The 15635-nt window shown below is 62.4% G+C and carries 14 protein-coding genes; 7 read left to right on the forward strand and 7 right to left on the reverse strand.

Annotation, left to right across the window (positions count from 1 at the left end; genetic code table 11):
- Nucleotides 1-80: 80 nt before the first annotated feature.
- Nucleotides 81-818: a dienelactone hydrolase family protein gene (locus EB235_RS19095; protein WP_027029463.1), complete on the forward strand. Its 738-nt coding sequence runs from the start codon at nt 81-83 to the stop codon at nt 816-818.
- A 103-nt stretch (nt 819-921) separates the two neighbouring features.
- Nucleotides 922-2100 (forward strand): NAD(P)/FAD-dependent oxidoreductase, encoded by a 1179-nt coding sequence (locus tag EB235_RS19100; protein ID WP_027029462.1) that lies wholly within the window; start codon nt 922-924, stop codon nt 2098-2100.
- An 11-nt stretch (nt 2101-2111) separates the two neighbouring features.
- Here EB235_RS19100 and EB235_RS19105 read toward each other — a convergent pair whose 3' ends face one another.
- On the reverse strand, nt 2112-2663 hold the full coding sequence (locus EB235_RS19105; RefSeq protein ID WP_027029461.1) for a chromate transporter: 552 nt from the start codon (nt 2661-2663) through the stop codon (nt 2112-2114).
- A complete protein-coding gene (locus EB235_RS19110; protein WP_208603619.1) occupies nt 2663-3217 on the reverse strand; it encodes a chromate transporter in 555 nt (184 codons plus the stop codon). Before EB235_RS19110 ends, EB235_RS19105 begins: the two co-directional genes overlap by 1 nt.
- A 223-nt stretch (nt 3218-3440) precedes the next feature.
- On the opposite strand from EB235_RS19110, the gene EB235_RS19115 reads away from it, so the two are divergent.
- The 3 genes from EB235_RS19115 to EB235_RS19125 all read left to right on the forward strand — a co-directional run bounded on the left by EB235_RS19115 (nt 3441) and on the right by EB235_RS19125 (nt 6842).
- Complete coding sequence (locus EB235_RS19115; RefSeq protein ID WP_027029459.1) at nt 3441-4001, forward strand: RNA polymerase sigma factor; 561 nt, start codon at nt 3441-3443, stop codon at nt 3999-4001.
- A 2-nt stretch (nt 4002-4003) separates the two neighbouring features.
- On the forward strand, nt 4004-6118 hold the full coding sequence (locus EB235_RS19120) for a VWA domain-containing protein (RefSeq protein ID WP_027029458.1): 2115 nt from the start codon (nt 4004-4006) through the stop codon (nt 6116-6118).
- Between the two features lie 454 nt (nt 6119-6572).
- Nucleotides 6573-6842 (forward strand): hypothetical protein, encoded by a 270-nt coding sequence (locus EB235_RS19125; RefSeq protein WP_027029457.1) that lies wholly within the window; start codon nt 6573-6575, stop codon nt 6840-6842.
- Between the two features lie 9 nt (nt 6843-6851).
- Here EB235_RS19125 and bmt read toward each other — a convergent pair whose 3' ends face one another.
- The 3 genes from bmt to EB235_RS19140 form a co-directional block, all read right to left on the reverse strand.
- The gene (gene bmt, locus EB235_RS19130; RefSeq protein WP_027029456.1) at nt 6852-7874 is read right to left on the reverse strand and encodes a betaine--homocysteine S-methyltransferase; all 1023 of its coding nucleotides are present in this window, start codon (nt 7872-7874) and stop codon (nt 6852-6854) included.
- Nucleotides 7875-7970: 96 nt separating this feature from the next.
- Entirely contained in the window at nt 7971-8573 is a 603-nt protein-coding gene (locus EB235_RS19135; protein ID WP_027029455.1) for a DUF1989 domain-containing protein, read from the reverse strand.
- A 76-nt stretch (nt 8574-8649) separates the two neighbouring features.
- Complete coding sequence (locus tag EB235_RS19140) at nt 8650-9507, reverse strand: helix-turn-helix domain-containing protein (RefSeq protein ID WP_027029454.1); 858 nt, start codon at nt 9505-9507, stop codon at nt 8650-8652.
- A 231-nt stretch (nt 9508-9738) separates the two neighbouring features.
- Between EB235_RS19140 and EB235_RS19145 the strand changes: the two genes are divergently transcribed.
- Both EB235_RS19145 and EB235_RS19150 read left to right on the forward strand, forming a co-directional pair.
- The gene (locus EB235_RS19145) at nt 9739-10749 is read left to right on the forward strand and encodes a fatty acid desaturase (RefSeq protein WP_027029453.1); all 1011 of its coding nucleotides are present in this window, start codon (nt 9739-9741) and stop codon (nt 10747-10749) included.
- An 89-nt stretch (nt 10750-10838) separates the two neighbouring features.
- Entirely contained in the window at nt 10839-11666 is an 828-nt protein-coding gene (locus EB235_RS19150) for a phosphate/phosphite/phosphonate ABC transporter substrate-binding protein (RefSeq protein ID WP_027029452.1), read from the forward strand.
- Here EB235_RS19150 and EB235_RS19155 read toward each other — a convergent pair.
- Both EB235_RS19155 and EB235_RS19160 read right to left on the reverse strand, forming a co-directional pair.
- Nucleotides 11631-12986 (reverse strand): M24 family metallopeptidase, encoded by a 1356-nt coding sequence (locus EB235_RS19155; RefSeq protein ID WP_027029451.1) that lies wholly within the window; start codon nt 12984-12986, stop codon nt 11631-11633. The two genes, EB235_RS19150 and EB235_RS19155, sit on opposite strands and share 36 nt — an antisense overlap.
- Before the next feature lie 9 nt (nt 12987-12995).
- On the reverse strand, nt 12996-15578 hold the full coding sequence (locus EB235_RS19160; RefSeq protein ID WP_027029450.1) for a GcvT family protein: 2583 nt from the start codon (nt 15576-15578) through the stop codon (nt 12996-12998).
- Nucleotides 15579-15635: the final 57 nt, after the last annotated feature.

Consider the following 15635-nt stretch of genomic DNA (forward strand, 5'->3'; position numbering starts at 1 on the left):
TTGACCGGCCGGCTCGGGGAACGCCTTGCCGTGGCGGTTTGCGCGGATATGTATCGCCCATCGGATGAACGGAGCAGGCAATGACGAAGCAGGACCTTCAGATCAAGACGAGGGATGGTACGGCGAAGGCGGGCCTGTTCCGCTCGGCCAAGACGTCCCCGGCCAAGGCCGGTGTCATTCTCTACCAGGACGCCTTTGGTCCGCGCCCGGCGCTCGACGACATGGCCGAACGGCTGGCGAATGAAGGTTATGCGGTGCTGGTGCCCGATCTATTCTATCGCAACGCCCCCTATGGTCCGTTCGATGCCAAGACCGCGTTTATCGAGGAAAAGACCAAGACAGCGCTGATGGCGCTGGTCACCGGCACGACGCAGGAAATGACCATCAGTGACAGCGCCGCCTTTCTCGATGCGCTCGCCGCCGAAGGCGTCACCGGGCCGATCGGCACCGTCGGCTATTGCATGGGCGGCGCGCGGGCACTGAATGCCGCCGCGACCTATCCCGACAGGATCAAGGCCGCCGCCAGTTTTCATGGGGGCAATCTCGCCAGCGATGCCGAGGACAGCCCGCACCGCAAGGCGGCATCCTTCAAGGCGCGCGTCTATGTCGGCATGGCGGGCGTCGACCGGAGCTTTCCGCCGGAGCAGTCGACGCGCCTGGCCGAGGCGTTCAGGGATGCGGAAGTCGATCATGTGCTGGAGAATTATGTCGGCATGGCACATGGCTGGTGCGTGCCGGATCACAGCGTCTATAACGAAGCTGGCGCTGAGCGCCATTGGAAGCGATTGACGGCGCTGTTCGCCGAAACGCTGATCTGAGTTTTAGCGCGGCTGTTCTTGCCTGTTGGCTGCCCGAACCGTTCGCGGTATCAGGCAGCGGCGGCTCCCTGAATGAGCGGGCCGAGCGGGAATGGTTCGCCTGATGCAATCCTACGATGTCGTGATCATCGGCGCTGGTGCCGCCGGAATGATGTGCGCCGTGGAGGCGGCCAAGCGTGGCCGTTCGGTGCTGATCCTCGATCATGCCGCGATGCCTGGCGAGAAGATCCGCATCTCCGGCGGCGGCCGGTGCAATTTCACCAACATCCACGCCAGCCCGAAGAACTTTCTCTCCGGCAATCCGCATTTCTGCATTTCGGCGCTCAGCCGCTACACGCAGCGCGACTTCATCGGGCTCGTCGAACGGCACAGGATTGCCTATCACGAAAAGACGCTGGGACAGCTATTCTGCGACGGTTCCGCGCGCCAGATCATCGACATGCTGGTCTCGGAAATGCAGGGCAGGGGCGTCGAACTGGCCCTGTCGACGCTGGTCAGGGATGTGCGCAGGAGCGGGGAAGGGTTCGTGCTCACACTCTCCACCGGCACGGTCACCTGTCAGTCCCTGGTCGTCGCCTGCGGCGGCAAGTCGATACCGAAAATGGGGGCGACGGGCTTCGGCTATGAGATTGCCGAACGGTTTGGGCTTGGCATTGTCGAAACGCGGCCGGCGCTGGTGCCGCTGACCTTCGACGCCAAAACGCTCGAGCGGCTGGCGCCGTTGGCCGGCAATGCCGTTGACGCGGAGGTTGCCTGCGGCAAGGTGCGGTTTTTAGAAGCGATGCTGTTCACGCATCGCGGTGTCAGCGGACCGTCCATCCTGCAGATCTCTTCCTATTGGCGCGAGGGCGACGAAATCCGCATCGCCATGCTGCCGGGGCTGGATGTGGCTGATATCATTCGCACTGCCAGGCGCGGCAATGGGCGGCAAGCGGTGCAGACAGTGCTGGCAAATCATCTGCCGAAGCGCCTTGCGCAATCGATCGCCGAGCGCACCGGCATCGATGGCAATCTCGCCGACCTGTCGGACGCGCAGATCAAAACGGTCACGGCCGCGGTCAATGACTGGCGCATCAAGCCGGCGGGTTCCGAGGGTTACCGTACCGCCGAAGTGACGCTGGGCGGGGTCGATACCAACGCACTTGATCAGAAGACGATGCAGGCGAAATCCGTGCCGGGGCTGTTTTTCATCGGTGAAGTCGTCGATGTCACCGGCTGGCTTGGCGGCTACAATTTCCAGTGGGCATGGTCATCGGGCTGGGTGGCGGGACAGGCCGCATAGGCTGTGGTTGCCTAGACCAGGTTCATAGCGTGAAGTCCGATAAAAATAGCCACGCCGGCGCCAATCAACAGAAGCGGATTGACCCTGGTCCAAAGCAGTGTTGCCGTTGATGCGAATGCCACGGCGCGTGCGAACCAGCCGCCATCGATGGCCTGCAGCAACACGTAGGTCGCAGCTAAGATCATCCCGGCGGCGACCGGCCGGAGCCCGGTCTCCAGAGCTCGCTTCCAGCGCGCGCCGCTGTTGCGGGACCACATATGAGCGACCGCGTAGATCAGAAAGGTGGTTGGGCCGAAAATCGCCACCGTTGAAACGACAGCGCCCCAGAACCCTGCGACTTGCCAGCCAATTAAGGTAACCAGCAGGGATCCCGGCCCCGGGGCCATGCGCGAAATGGCAAACGCATCGACGAATTGCGCCTGGGTCATCCACTGGTGGACATCGACGACCTGCCGGTTGATGTCGGCAATGGCGCTTTGTCCGCCGCCGATGGTCACGAGCGAAAGTGGAGCAAATACCGCCAGCAGGCTCAGCAACAACGAATTGTGTGGGTCGTCGCTCATCAACTTGCCCTGGCGTAGGCATAGGCCACGCTGACGAAACCGGCGGCGAGGACGACCCAGAAGAGCGGCCAGTGCAGAAGTGCGACGGCAACGAATGTGGCGGCCATGATCGCAATGGGAAAGGCGTTTCGAGGCACGGCTCGCGCGGCGGTGATGCCCATCGACAGCGAAAGACCAACGGCTGCCGCCGCGGCTCCGGTCAACGCCACATGCGTCAGCGGATAGCGCGATAACGAGGAGAACAGCGTTCCCAACAGGACGATGACGATGGCTGGCGGAACGATGATGCCGACAAAACCAATGATGGCGCCGCGCCAGCCGAGCAGCCGGTAGCCGATCCAGACCGCCATGTTCTTGACGTTCACACCCGGCAGCGCCTGGGAAATCGACAAGCCGTTGAGAAATTCCTCCTGCGTCATCCATTTGCGGTTTTGAACAAATTCCCGCAGCAGCCAGCCGCTCAGTCCACCGCCGAAACTCGTCAAGGCGATGCGGGTGAAAATCCAGAACAGCTGCGAACTGCTGGGGGCGGATGGTGCTTCCGGTTCCGACATGTTCAACGTTCCGGCTGTGGCCATCTCCTTGTTGGGCAAGAGAACCAGAGACCCGAGTCGAGATGGAATTGCCAGTGTTATGGCCGATGACGACAGGTCACGCTTTCTTGCGCCTCATGTGAAGCCATCCGAGCGGGCATCCGAGCGTCAAAAGCGCTGCGCTGAAAAAAATCTTTCCATAACCCCAAGGATTGGCCATTAGCCTTCGTCCAACTGACAAATGATGGCGATGATGCTGGATGAGAGCGAAGCCTCCGACGCCGAACTGATCGGGCGGGCGAAGGGCGGAGACAGGGGGGCCTTCGGCAAATTGCTGGAGCGTCACTACGACTTCGTCTATCGCGCCGCTTATCGCTGGTGCGGCAAGAAGGCCGATGCCGAAGACATCGCCCAGGAAGTCTGCGTCCGGCTCGGCAAGGCGATCCGCGACTATCGCGGCGGTGGCGCTTTCACGACATGGCTCTATTCCGTGACGATGAATGCGGCGCGCGACATGATGCGCAAGACCGCGCGCGAGACGGTGAAGACCGAGGCTTACGGCGTCCATGCCCTGATTTCAGGAGAGACACCGGCCGAGAGCGAGGATCCCGCCGAGGCACTCTGGGCGGCGGTGCGGCAATTGCCGGACAAGCAGCGCGACGCGGTGCTGCTGGTCTATGGCGAGGGCTGGAGCCACGCGGCCGCCGCCGAGGCGATGGCGATCTCGGAGACGACGGTTTCCTGGCACATCCATGAAGCGAAGAAACGGCTGAAGACGCTGATGCGTTCGGCCGGGGAAGTGTGACCATGGTCGACGACAACGAACTCAACAGACTGCGCGACGCAGCCGTACCGGCACCGGGCGAGAGCGCGAAGGCGCGCGCCTTCGAAGCCGCCCTGCGCGCCTATGATCAGGAAAATATTTCCGCTGTCACCCAAGGATCGGTCGGCGGCCTTCGTCTCACAGAGCGAGCACAAAAGCTCTGGAGCGAGATCATGCAAAAGAAACTCATTGCCACGCCGGCCCTTGCCGGGCTTGTCGCCCTGCCGATCGCCGGATACGCCACCTTCCATCTGCTGAGGGAGCAGCCGCCCAAATTCGGCGGCGACCAGAAGATCACCGAGACGCTGGCCGACAAGCCGGCGACCTTGAAGCCGATCGCCGCCGAGCCGAAGCAGGCTCCGACGGAACTGGCGAAGGACAAGAAGGCCGACGCGGATGTGGAAAGCCGCGATGTCCGCGAGGTCCTGGTTGCGCCGTCAGACCCGGCAAAACCGGAAGCGCCCCAGGCCGGTGGGACCGCTCAGCAGACTGCTGCGGAGCGTGGCATAGTTGCCGAGCCGGCACCGCCGGCGCCGACTGGTGAATTCGCATTGGATGGAGCTGCAAGCGCGCCCAGCACGTCGCGGGTTGCCCGTATGCCGGCTGCTGAATCCAAGCTGATGGCGCCGCTGCCCACCGCACCGGCGGACCAGATCGCGCCGCAAGAGGAAAACCGCAACCGCATCGAGGACTTCAAGACCAATCCCGTGCATGCGGCACTCGCAGACCCGGTCTCGACCTTCTCGATCGATGTCGACACTGCCTCCTATTCCTTCGTGCGCCGTTCGCTGAAGGAAGGGTCGGTACCGCAGGCCGACACGGTGCGTGTCGAGGAGATGATCAATTACTTCCCCTATGACTGGAAGGGGCCGGACTCGGCGTCGACGCCATTCAACTCGACCGTCAGCGTCATGCCGACGCCGTGGAACGAGCACACCAAGCTGATGCATGTCGCCATCAAGGGCTTCGACATCAAGCCGACCGAGCAGCCGAAGGCCAATCTGGTGTTCCTGATCGATGTCTCGGGTTCGATGGACGAGCCGGACAAGCTGCCGCTGCTCAAATCGGCATTCCGCCTGCTGGTCAGCAAGCTGAAGGCCGACGACACGATCTCCATCGTCACCTATGCCGGAGAGGCCGGCACCGTGCTGATGCCGACCAAGGCTGCCGAAAAGGACAAGATTCTCAATGCCATCGACAATCTGACGCCCGGCGGTTCGACGGCCGGTGAGGCCGGCATCAAGGAAGCCTACAAGCTTGCCCAGCAATCCTTCATCAAGGACGGTGTCAACCGGGTGATGCTGGCCACCGATGGCGACTTCAATGTCGGCCAGAGCGACGATGATGATCTGAAGCGCCTGATCGAACAGGAGCGCAAGTCCGGCGTCTTCCTGTCGGTGTTCGGCTTCGGCCACGACAATCTGAACGACCAGATGATGCAGACCATTGCCCAGAACGGCAACGGCACCGCTGCCTATATCGATACGCTGGCCGAAGCGGAGAAGGTGCTGGTCGAGGATGCCTCTTCGACGCTGTTCCCGATCGCCAAGGACGTGAAGATCCAGGTCGAGTTCAATCCGAACAAAGTCTCGGAATACCGGCTGATTGGCTACGAGACCCGGGCGCTCAACCGCGAGGACTTCAACAATGACCGGGTCGATGCCGGCGATATCGGCTCGGGCCATTCCGTCACCGCGATCTACGAGATCACGCCGAAAGGCAGCGGCGGCGAACAGATCGACCCGCTGCGCTACGGCCAGGCAACGGTGAACAATGGCGGCGTCGCCAATGCGGACGAATATGCCTTCGTCAAGATCCGCTACAAGCTGCCGACCGAGGACGTCTCGAAGCTGATCACCACGCCGGTGACATCAGCCAACGAGGTGGCGTCCTTCGACCAGGCCAGCACCGACCAGCGTTTCTCCGTCGCGGTTGCCGCCTTCGGCCAGAAGCTGCGCGACGAAGATGCGACCGCCAAGTTCGGTTACGACAAGATCATGGAGATTGCCACTGCCGCCCGAGGAGCCGACCCGTTTGGGTACAGGTCAGAGTTCCTCTCACTCGTGCGCCTTGCCTCGGCGCTGGGCGGTAACCGGTAGTGGCGATGACGGCCGGTTTCTTTCAGATGGGATCGTTCTGATACGGGAAACCGGCCTACGGGCGGGTGAGGCAGGCCGGCGAGGGGTTATTCCCTTGCCGGCCTTTTTTTCGGATCCGTCGATATTCAGGTGAGGCCCGCCTGCAAACGACGGCTTCCTGTGCTTCCCCGTTCTACTGCGTCGCAGTAGAACTGTGCTCACGTACCCAAAAGTACGCTCCGCTCCGGCCTTCGCCGGCCGAAGCCCTCAGAAATGCCTCCGCTCTATGAAGGCTACGGCCGGCGAAGGCCGGTTCTCGGAAACAACCATACTCAGCGCGGCCTGACCTGAATCTCAACAGATCCTAGGCCCAGCCCTAACCGCATGATCGTTAAATTGCGCGGTATTTCCGGTACCGGATCGCAATGTCCTCTTGTTACATCAGACATATCTACGGGGCTTGAGGGAGCCGGAATTGCAGATCAGGACTATCGCCAACTCGACACCGCCGGCACGAGACGCTTCGGCAGTTTCGTCAGCCCCGTCATCCGAATCCAGGCGCATCAGCGACGATGTCGCACAGGCGCGCAATACCGCCATGTCGGCACTGACCAACGACCGCTTTCGCGCCATGCTGGAACAGATCACCGATCCGGGCGCCTCGGGCGCCCTGATGACGATGCGCGGCGACAATGTGGTCGATTTCAAGTCGGCGCAGTCGAGCTACGCTGACAACAGCGAATAATCAGAAGCTTCAGGCCCGGCTGCGGCGCCGTTCGCGGCGGGCTTCGCTGGTCTCGGCGGTGTTTTCGGTCGCCACCTTGTTGCGCATCGGGCCGATGCGCTCGACAATTGCCGCGACCGTCGGGCGATCCGCCTTGGTGTGCGCGTCGAGCGCCTTGCGCATGGCGGCAAGATGCTGGAACGAGGTGCCGCAGCAGCCGCCGATGATTTTCGCGCCGCTATCGACCGCAAGGCGGACATAGTCGGCCATCAACTCGGGCGTGCCGGAATAGTGGATCTCGGTGCCGCGGAATTCGGGAATGCCGCAATTGCCCTTGACGATGACGGTTGCCTGCGGTTTCGCCTCGGTCATGTCGAGCAGCGATGCAAGGATGTCGGAGGCACCGACGCCGCAATTGGCGCCGACGCCGAGCGGTGCTTCAGACAGCCCGTCAACGACGCCGTGGATATCCTTGGGCAGCAGGCCCATCATGGTGCGGCCCGCGGTATCGAACGACCCGGTATAGGTGTAGGGCAGGCCGACGCGGATCGCCGCTTCGGCGGCAGCGCGGATTTCGTCGGGCGCCGACATGGTTTCGATCCAGGCGACTTCAGCGCCGCCTTCCTTGAGTCCCTCGATCTGTTCGGCAAAGGCCTCGACCGCCTCGTCATAGGTCATGGCGCCGAGCGGTACGAGCAGTTCGCCGGTCGGGCCGACCGAGCCGGCAACGATCACCTTGCGGCCGGCCTTGTCGGCAACCGCGCGCGCAATCTCGGCGGCGCGCTTGTTCAGCGCATGCACACGGTCCTGCGCATGGTGGAGCTTGAGCCGATGGCGGGTGCCGCCAAAGGAGTTGGTGAGGATGATGTCGGCGCCGGCATCGACGAAGTTCTGATGCAGGCTGGTGATGGTGTCGGGCGCTGTCTCGTTCAGCAACTCCGGCGCCTCGCCGGCCTCCAGGCCCATGGCGAACAGATTGGTGCCGGTGGCGCCATCGGCCAGCAGCACACCCTTTTCAGCCAGCAGCGCATCGATCGGGTTGGTCGTCGTCATCGGATTGGCTTTCGTGTTTCGAATTCGAATAAGGATATAAAGAAGTCTTTATGTCTAGTCAATGTTTTGCCGCAACCTTCCGGCTGAAGCCGTTGCTCACGATCCGGAGGTGATCTCGACGGCGATTTCGGTGCAGACCCCGCCATTGGTCGGGTAATAGTCGACCGAACAGGCGGTAACCACCAGCAGCAAATCCTGTTCGGCGCGCAACGTCACATTGCCGCCAGGCGGATTGATCGAGGCCTCGACCACCAGCCGTCCGTCCGGCTGCGGCAAGGAATTCTGGAAGAGATCGACGGGATCGGGGGCAAAGGGCAGCAATATGCCCTCGCTGGCCAACGCCTGCATCAGATTGTCCCGGCAATTCGGGTGGTTGGGAAAGCCGGCGCGTTCGTAGAGGGCCGAGTCACAAGCGGGGTAGAGCATGTCATGCGGGCCGGGCGATGCATTCTCGACCAGTGTCAGCATCGGCTTGGCGGCGGCACTGTAGAAATGGTCGCCAATGCCGGGGAAAAGGCGCTCGGTGATGTCGCGGGTCTGCGACGTGCTCAGCCAGTCGAGTTGATCGGCGGTGGCGAACGCCCAGAGATCGGCGACCTGCTGACCCTTAGGGTCGATGATGCGGATGAGATCGCCGCGTTTGACGTGGATGGAGCGGCCCGACTGGGGAGGGACGACGATACGGCGTGGCTCTGGCATGGATTGTCCTTCGGCAATAGTTCTGGCCCTCGACCATGTAGGGGTCAGGGACTCCAATGACCACGGTTGCGGCCGATCAGACAGAGCCTGATGGAAACGACATGCCGGCCAGATTGCGCGCGAAAGCGGCGGCCTCGTGCGGGTTGATGTCGGCAACGCGGATCAGATTGTCGAAATGCTGGGTCAGCGCCTGGACCGGTTGCGTGGCGTTCAGCACGACATACATGTCGCCGACATAGATGGCGGCCCGGTAAGGGCCGAAGATGGTCAGCGGGATCGAATACCGCATGCGGCCATCATAGAGGAACAGGCGGAAGGTCGGATAGAGATCGTCAAGCAGCGTCGCCATATGGGCGAGCTGCTGCCGGCGGTCAGCCTCCGGAAAACGGTCCCAGACGCCGAGGCCGCGCGCAAAAATCTCCAGCGTGTGGCGCGGCATGCAGACCTCCATGTCGGTCTCAGGACGCCGGTTGTATTCGATGCGGTACTGGGTTTCGTTAGCCTGCGTCAGACGGCTCCGGTTGGTGATGTTGGCTTCGTAGTCGACAAGCGCGTGCGTTCGCAGAAGATCGGGAATGCCGGCCGGTACATAGCGGATCTTGGTGCCCGCCGCTTCGGCGAACCATTTGGCGAGCAGCGTGCGGTCGAAACCGTCGCGTGCTTCCTCGATCTCCAGGCTTTCGCGGATTTCACCGGTGACACCTTCGTCCTGGCTGAGGCCAAGCAGCCAGTCCAGCGACACCTTGAATTCAGCGGCGATGTTGAGCAGCGTTTCGGCACGCGGCAGGCGCGTCGAGGCGCCGGACATCAGCTGCGATAGCGCCGACCGATCGATGCCGACAGCAGACGCGAATGCCGACTGGTTGAGATCGGATCGTGTCAGGAGAAGCTTCAGACGCTCCCTAAAGATTGCTGACAGGTCGCGTTTGTCCACCGTTCGTTCTCCACCTGCTCTTAGGAAAAATTTGCGCCGAGGTCCACCGATCAGGCTCCCCAGGCGTAAATGAATCCCTAAGGTTGTTTACAATGTGCAACATATGCAGCCAAAAATGCGCAATGGCAACATTTTGTGCACTTTGTCGCGTTGAGTGGAATCATTTCTCCTGACACTATGCTGTCAGGAACCAATTGGGGTTCCGGCGACTGAGGGACAGTGGTCGATAGCATGGCAGGCAAGAGCATCAAGCGACGCAGCGCAACGGCCATCGAGTGGCCGACCGTGGTCCTCGCAGTCTTCTGTTACGGAACGTGGCTCGCCGCCGGGTTCCTGCTCTGGCCGTCCTACCCGATCCTGGCTCTCCTCATTCTCGGCTTTGTCCTGGCACTGCAGTCGTCGATCATGCACGAAGTGCTGCATGGCCATCCGACGCGCAGCGCGTTGATCAACGAAGCCTTCGTCTTCCTGCCGATCGGCCTCGTCTGGCCGTTCCGCCGCTTCAAGACGCTGCACTTGCGCCACCATGCCGATGAGCGGCTGACCGATCCCCTCGACGATCCCGAGAGCTATTACAAGGCGCTGTGGCATCACGACGATCTGCCGCCGACGATGAAATTCCTGCTCAAGATCAACAACACCATGGCCGGTCGTTTCTTCCTCGGCCCCTGGCTGTCCTGCATCGGCTTCTTCATCGACGACGCCAAGCAGATTATGGCCGGCGACAAGGCGATCCGCAAAGCCTGGCTGCTGCATGCGATCGGCCTCGCCATCGTGGCCCCGATCGTGCAGTTCGGGTTCGGCATTCCGCTGTGGCTCTACATTCTGGCGCCGGTCTGGCTCGGCCAGTCGCTGATTGCGATCCGCACCTTTGCCGAGCATCAATGGTCGGAGCATCCGGAAGGCCGCACGGTGATCATCGAGCGCTCGCCGCTGTCGTTCCTGTTCCTCAACAACAATCTGCACTTCGTGCACCACAAGACGCCGACTGTGGCCTGGTACAAGCTGCCCAAGCTGTTTCGCGACCGCCGCGACGAGTGGCTGCGGATGAACAATGGTTATGCCTATCCGAACTATTTTGCGCTGATCAAAGCCTACGCTTTCAAGGCGAAGGAGCCGATCGTGCATCCGGTGCTGCGTCGCCAGGCCGAGCCGGGCAGGGCCTTCAAGCCGCGTATCAGGGCGCGCAGCATCAATGGGCTTGGCAGCGCACCGGTTCCGGCCGAGCCGCCAAAGGAATAATCCCGGGCCCCCGAACCCGTGTCGCCCAATTCTGATTGGGCGCCGCGTTTTTGCGATCCTTTCTCCAGACGTGATGATTTGATATCGGCATGAGTGAATTGATTGCGGCGTTGCCGATGTATGACTGGCCCGAAGTCCGCGGCGAGGTCGACGCGCAATGGGCGCTTTTGCGCGACGCCTTCCGGCAGAAGGGTATCGATGCGCCGCAAACCATCGTGCACCGCAATGGCGATCTGCCGCCGGTGCCGGGCGGTATTAGCGATGCCGAGGGCAAGCTGATCGCGCCCGATCCGGCGGCATTGCCGCCCGACGAACTCGATCATCACAAACTTTGGCTGCACCCGGCGCTGCTGTTCGCGCAGACGTGCTGGGGGCCGATGGAACTGGGTCTGTCGAGCCATGTGCAAGTGGTTGGCCAACCGAGCTACGACGCCTTTGAAGGCGGGCGGGGCGAACTCTATTCAAGCGCGCTGGTGATGCGGACGGGCGAGGGGCCGGAGCTCCGCTCACCCGCGGACGGCAAGGCCTCGCTGCCGCTCGATCTCATCCGCAGCAAGCGCTTCACTTTCAATGGCACCGATTCGATGTCTGGAATCATCGGGTTGACGCGCGATTTGCAGGCGGCCGGCGAAAGCCTCGACATCTTTTCCTCGCGCAGCGCAAGCGGTGGCCATCGCGCCTCGATCGTCGCCGTCGCGGAAGGTAAGGCTGATATAGCCGCGATCGACTGCGAAAGCTGGGCGCTGGCGCAGCGTTTCGAACCGGCGGCGCGGAAAGTGGCCATCGTCGGCTGGACGGCACGGCGCAAAGGCCTGCCCTTCATCACCGCCGCAACGACGCCGGAAAACACAGTCCGGGCCATGCGCGAGGCCCTTGACGGGTTATCCGAGCAGCCTCGCATCCAACGGGTAGGTTGAAAGCTGCTCGTTGCCGGTCCCGGTGATCAGGATCTGCTCCTCGATCTTGACGCCCTCGCGCCCACCAAGCCTGCCGATATAGCTTTCCACGCACAACACCATGCCTGGTTCGAGCACGCCGTCCGGCGTGTCTGACGTCCAGTCGCTGGCATGCGGCAGTGTAGGATATTCGTCGGCCAGGCCAACACCGTGATAGAGCACGCCGTAGCGCGTCGGGAAGCAGTCGCCCGGCGGCACGACCGAACGTTCGACAAGGTCGCGGAACGAGATGCCTGGCTGCATTAATTCAGTGTTGTGCATGATCTGGTCGGCGGCGATGCGGAACAGGTCGCGCTGCTCGTTGGTCGGCTTTGTATCGCCACACAGCCAGGTGCGCGACAGGTCGGCGCAGAAGCCATAGGGGCCGATCAGGTCGGTATCGAAGGCAACGAGGTCGCCTGCCTCGATGATGCGTGACGAGCATTCCTGGAACCACGGATTGGTGCGCGGGCCTGACGCCAGCAGCCGCGTCTCGATCCATTCGCCGCCGCGCGCAATGTTGCCGCGATGCAGTTCGGCCCACAATTCGTTCTCGGAGATGCCGGGCCTCAGCGCCTGTTCCATCTCGCCCATTGCCGCCTCGCAAGCGACGATCGCCCGGCGCATGGCGAGGATTTCATCAGGCGATTTGATCAGCCGTGCATTCTCCATCACCGCTTCGCCATTGCCGATCGAAATGCCGAGGCGGGCGAGTTCCTCGACACCTTCCGGATTGAGGTGATCGACCGCGATGCGGTTGTTGCCGCCGCCATGTTCCCGCACCAGATCGGCAATACCGGCGGCCCAGCGGCGGACCTTCTGCTCGGTCAGCTCACCGCCATAGAGATACATCCAAGATACCGCTGGCCGTACCTCGTCGACGACGCCGGAATGGTCGGACAGATGCTCGCAGGAAAAATAGTCGAACAGCACCACCGGCCCCTCGGTGGCGACGAAACAATGACGCGTCGGATTGTGCGCGACCCACAGCTGCATGTTGGTGCTGTCGGTGGCGTAGCGGATGTTGACGGGGTCATAGAGCAGGGCGCCGGCATAGCCGCGCCGCTTCAGTTCGGCGCGGATCCGCTGCAGCCGGTATTTGCGCATCGCCGGCAGATCGGGCGCGGCAATGCCTGCCGCCGCCCATTCCGCTTCAGCCTGGACGCCATAGCCGAGCACATGCTGGTTGAGTGACGCCGCCTTCTGGCGGGAGGCGTCGCGCAAAGCCTCGACCGATCCTGATACAAACGGCATGATCTTGCGATGGCGACCGAAGCTGCCTTTGGCCCCCGCGGCGTCCATCGTCGAAACTCAGGTCCGCATCTTCTCGCCGCTCGGGTCGAAGGGCGCCTCGACATTGATGCGCGCCGGGCGCCGGTGACCGAGGATCTCAATCTCGAATAGTCCGGCACTCTCGTCTTCGGCAAGGGCCGCCGGCACATAGCCCTGCGCCATCGACTTCTGGACATAGTGGGCATAACCGCCCGACGTCACCCAGCCAACCACGCGCCAGTCGCCATCGACGATGCCGCGCACGGCAGAAGCGCCTTCAGCAGCTTTGGAACCACGGATTTCCTTGCCGGATGTATCGAAACGCGGCGCGCCGTAGCCATGCGGCTTTTCCACCGTGCCATAATCCTTGCTGACCTTGGCCCAAATCGGCTCGTCGCCCATCACGTCGGCATCGGCAGCGTCGACGATGAACGAGACACGGCGCAGTTTCGGTCCTTCCGCCTGTTCCTTGGCGGCGGCCTCGCGGCCGATAAAATCGTTCTTCTCGAGCTTGATGAAGCGGTCCATCGAACCTTCGAACGGTCCGTAGATCGGCCTGAGCTCGCGGAACCAGGTCGGGAAGTTCTTTTCCAGGCGCATAGACAGCAAAGCGCGCATGCCGAAATCGACCAGGCCGAATTCCTCGCCGGCATCCTTGATCGCCTTGTACACCAGCCGCTCATAGGCCGGCGCCATCCAGATCTCGTAGCCGAGATCGCCGGTGTAGGTGATACGGTTAACCATGCACGGCGCGCCGCCGACCGCCATTTCGCGGAAATCCATGAAGCGGAAGGCTTTTGTCGAGATGTCGACATCGACGAGCTTCTGCAGGAGGTCACGCGATTTCGGCCCGGCGATCGACAGGCCGACAAGCGTCTGGTCGAAGCGGTGGATGCGCACCTCTGATCCCCTTGGGCCATCCTTCGGAAGATGCTTTTCGAACCAGCGCATGTGGTATTTCTGCGCGGCCGACGAGCCCCAGATCATGAAGCGGTCTTCAGCGGCCTTGGCGATGGTAAAGTCGCCGATCAGTTTGCCGAATTCGTTGACCATCGGCGTCAGCACGATGCGGCCGGTCTTCGGCATGCGGTTGGTCATCTGCCGGTTGAGGAATTCTTCCGCGCCCGGCCCCGATACTTCGTATTTGGCGAAGTTGGCGATCTCGGTGACGCCGACACGCTCGCGCGTGGCGCGCACTTCCTCGCCGATCGGGCCGAAATCGTTGGAGCGGTGGAAGGAGACGATGTCCTTGGGCTCTTTGCCCTTTGGCGCGAACCACAGCGGGGTTTCCAGACCCCAGCTATCGCCCATGACGGCATTGTTGGCGAGCATCGTGTCGTAGAGCGGCGTCGTCTGCGCCGGGCGTGCCGCCGGCAGCTCTTCATTGGGGAAGCGGATGGAGAAGCGGCGCGAATAGTTTTCGCGGACCTTGGCGTTGGTGTAGCGCAGGCCGGCCCATTCGCCGAAGCGGGCGACATCCATGCCCCAGACGTCGAAACCGGGATCGCCATGCACCATCCAGTTGGACAGAGCGAGACCGACGCCGCCGCCCTGGCTGAAGCCCGCCATGACGGCGCAGGCGCACCAGAAATTGGTCAGGCCCTGCACCGGGCCGACCAGCGGGTTGCCGTCAAGCGCGAAGGTGAACGGGCCGTTGATGATCTGCTTGATGCCGGCCTTCTCGATGCCGGGGAAATGCTTGAAGCCGATCTCCAGCGACGGCGCGATGCGGTCGAGATCTGGCGGCAGCAGTTCGTGGCCGAAATCCCAGGGGGTGTTGACCGGCGACCACGGCTTGCAGGCCTTTTCATAGGTGCCGAGCAGGATGCCGTTGCGCTCCTGGCGGGTGTAAATCTCGCCCTTGAAGTCGAGCACGCCGATCATCTCGCGACCGGTCGACTTGTTGAATTCCTCGACCTCCGGCATCGGCTCGGTCAGCAGATACATGTGCTCCATGGCCAGCACCGGCAGTTCGACGCCGACCATGCGGCCGATCTCGCGCGCCCACAGGCCGCCGCAATTGACGACGTGCTCGGCGTGGACCGTGCCCTGTTCGGTGACGACGTTCCAGGTGCCGTCCGGCTGCTGCGTCAGGTCGACGACGCGGTTGCGCAGCACGATGTCGGCGCCGAGTTTCTTGGCCGCCTTGGAGTAGGCGATGGTGGTGCCGGAGGGATCGAGATGGCCTTCGACCGGGTCCCACATGGCGCCGACGAAATTGGTCTCGTCCATCAGCGGGAACATCGCCTTGGCTTCGGATGGGGTAATTAGCTCGGTGTCCATGCCGAGATAGCGGCCCTTGGCGTGGGCCAGCCGCAGAAAGTCCATGCGTTCGGGCGTATCGGCCATCATCACGCCGCCGGTCAGATGCAGCGAGCAGGACTGGCCGGAGATTTCCTCGATCTCCTTGTAGAGCTGCACCGTATAGGCCTGCAGCTTGGCGACGTTGGGATCGCCGTTGAGTGTGTGGAAGCCGCCCGCCGCGTGCCAGGACGAGCCGGAGGTCAGTTCCGAGCGCTCGATCAGCATGATGTCGGTCCAGCCGGCCTTGGCCAGATGGTAGAGAACCGAGCAGCCGACGACGCCGCCGCCAATGACAACCGCTTTAACGTGGGATTTCATGAAGATAGGTCCGTTTTTGCGTAACTGAATCAGGTTTTGGTGAGCGGGCGTGGCGAC

The sequence above is a fragment of the Mesorhizobium loti R88b genome (assembly GCF_013170845.1).
Classification (GTDB): Bacteria; Pseudomonadota; Alphaproteobacteria; order Rhizobiales; family Rhizobiaceae; genus Mesorhizobium; species Mesorhizobium loti_B.

Excerpts from the sequence above, each read along its gene's own strand:
- EB235_RS19155 (WP_027029451.1), bottom strand. The coding sequence starts at position 12,986 with ATGGACGCCGCGGGGGCCAAAGGCAGCTTCGGTCGCCATCGCAAGATC.
- EB235_RS19160 (WP_027029450.1), bottom strand. The coding sequence starts at position 15,578 with ATGAAATCCCACGTTAAAGCGGTTGTCATTGGCGGCGGCGTCGTCGGC.
- EB235_RS19135 (WP_027029455.1), bottom strand. The coding sequence starts at position 8,573 with ATGCCAGAGCCACGCCGTATCGTCGTCCCTCCCCAGTCGGGCCGCTCC.
- EB235_RS19120 (WP_027029458.1), top strand. The coding sequence starts at position 4,004 with ATGGTCGACGACAACGAACTCAACAGACTGCGCGACGCAGCCGTACCG.
- EB235_RS19145 (WP_027029453.1), top strand. The coding sequence starts at position 9,739 with ATGGCAGGCAAGAGCATCAAGCGACGCAGCGCAACGGCCATCGAGTGG.
- EB235_RS19115 (WP_027029459.1), top strand. The coding sequence starts at position 3,441 with ATGGCGATGATGCTGGATGAGAGCGAAGCCTCCGACGCCGAACTGATC.
- EB235_RS19095 (WP_027029463.1), top strand. The coding sequence starts at position 81 with ATGACGAAGCAGGACCTTCAGATCAAGACGAGGGATGGTACGGCGAAG.
- EB235_RS19100 (WP_027029462.1), top strand. The coding sequence starts at position 922 with ATGCAATCCTACGATGTCGTGATCATCGGCGCTGGTGCCGCCGGAATG.
- bmt (WP_027029456.1), bottom strand. The coding sequence starts at position 7,874 with ATGACGACGACCAACCCGATCGATGCGCTGCTGGCTGAAAAGGGTGTG.
- EB235_RS19110 (WP_208603619.1), bottom strand. The coding sequence starts at position 3,217 with ATGTCGGAACCGGAAGCACCATCCGCCCCCAGCAGTTCGCAGCTGTTC.
- EB235_RS19105 (WP_027029461.1), bottom strand. The coding sequence starts at position 2,663 with ATGAGCGACGACCCACACAATTCGTTGTTGCTGAGCCTGCTGGCGGTA.
- EB235_RS19150 (WP_027029452.1), top strand. The coding sequence starts at position 10,839 with ATGAGTGAATTGATTGCGGCGTTGCCGATGTATGACTGGCCCGAAGTC.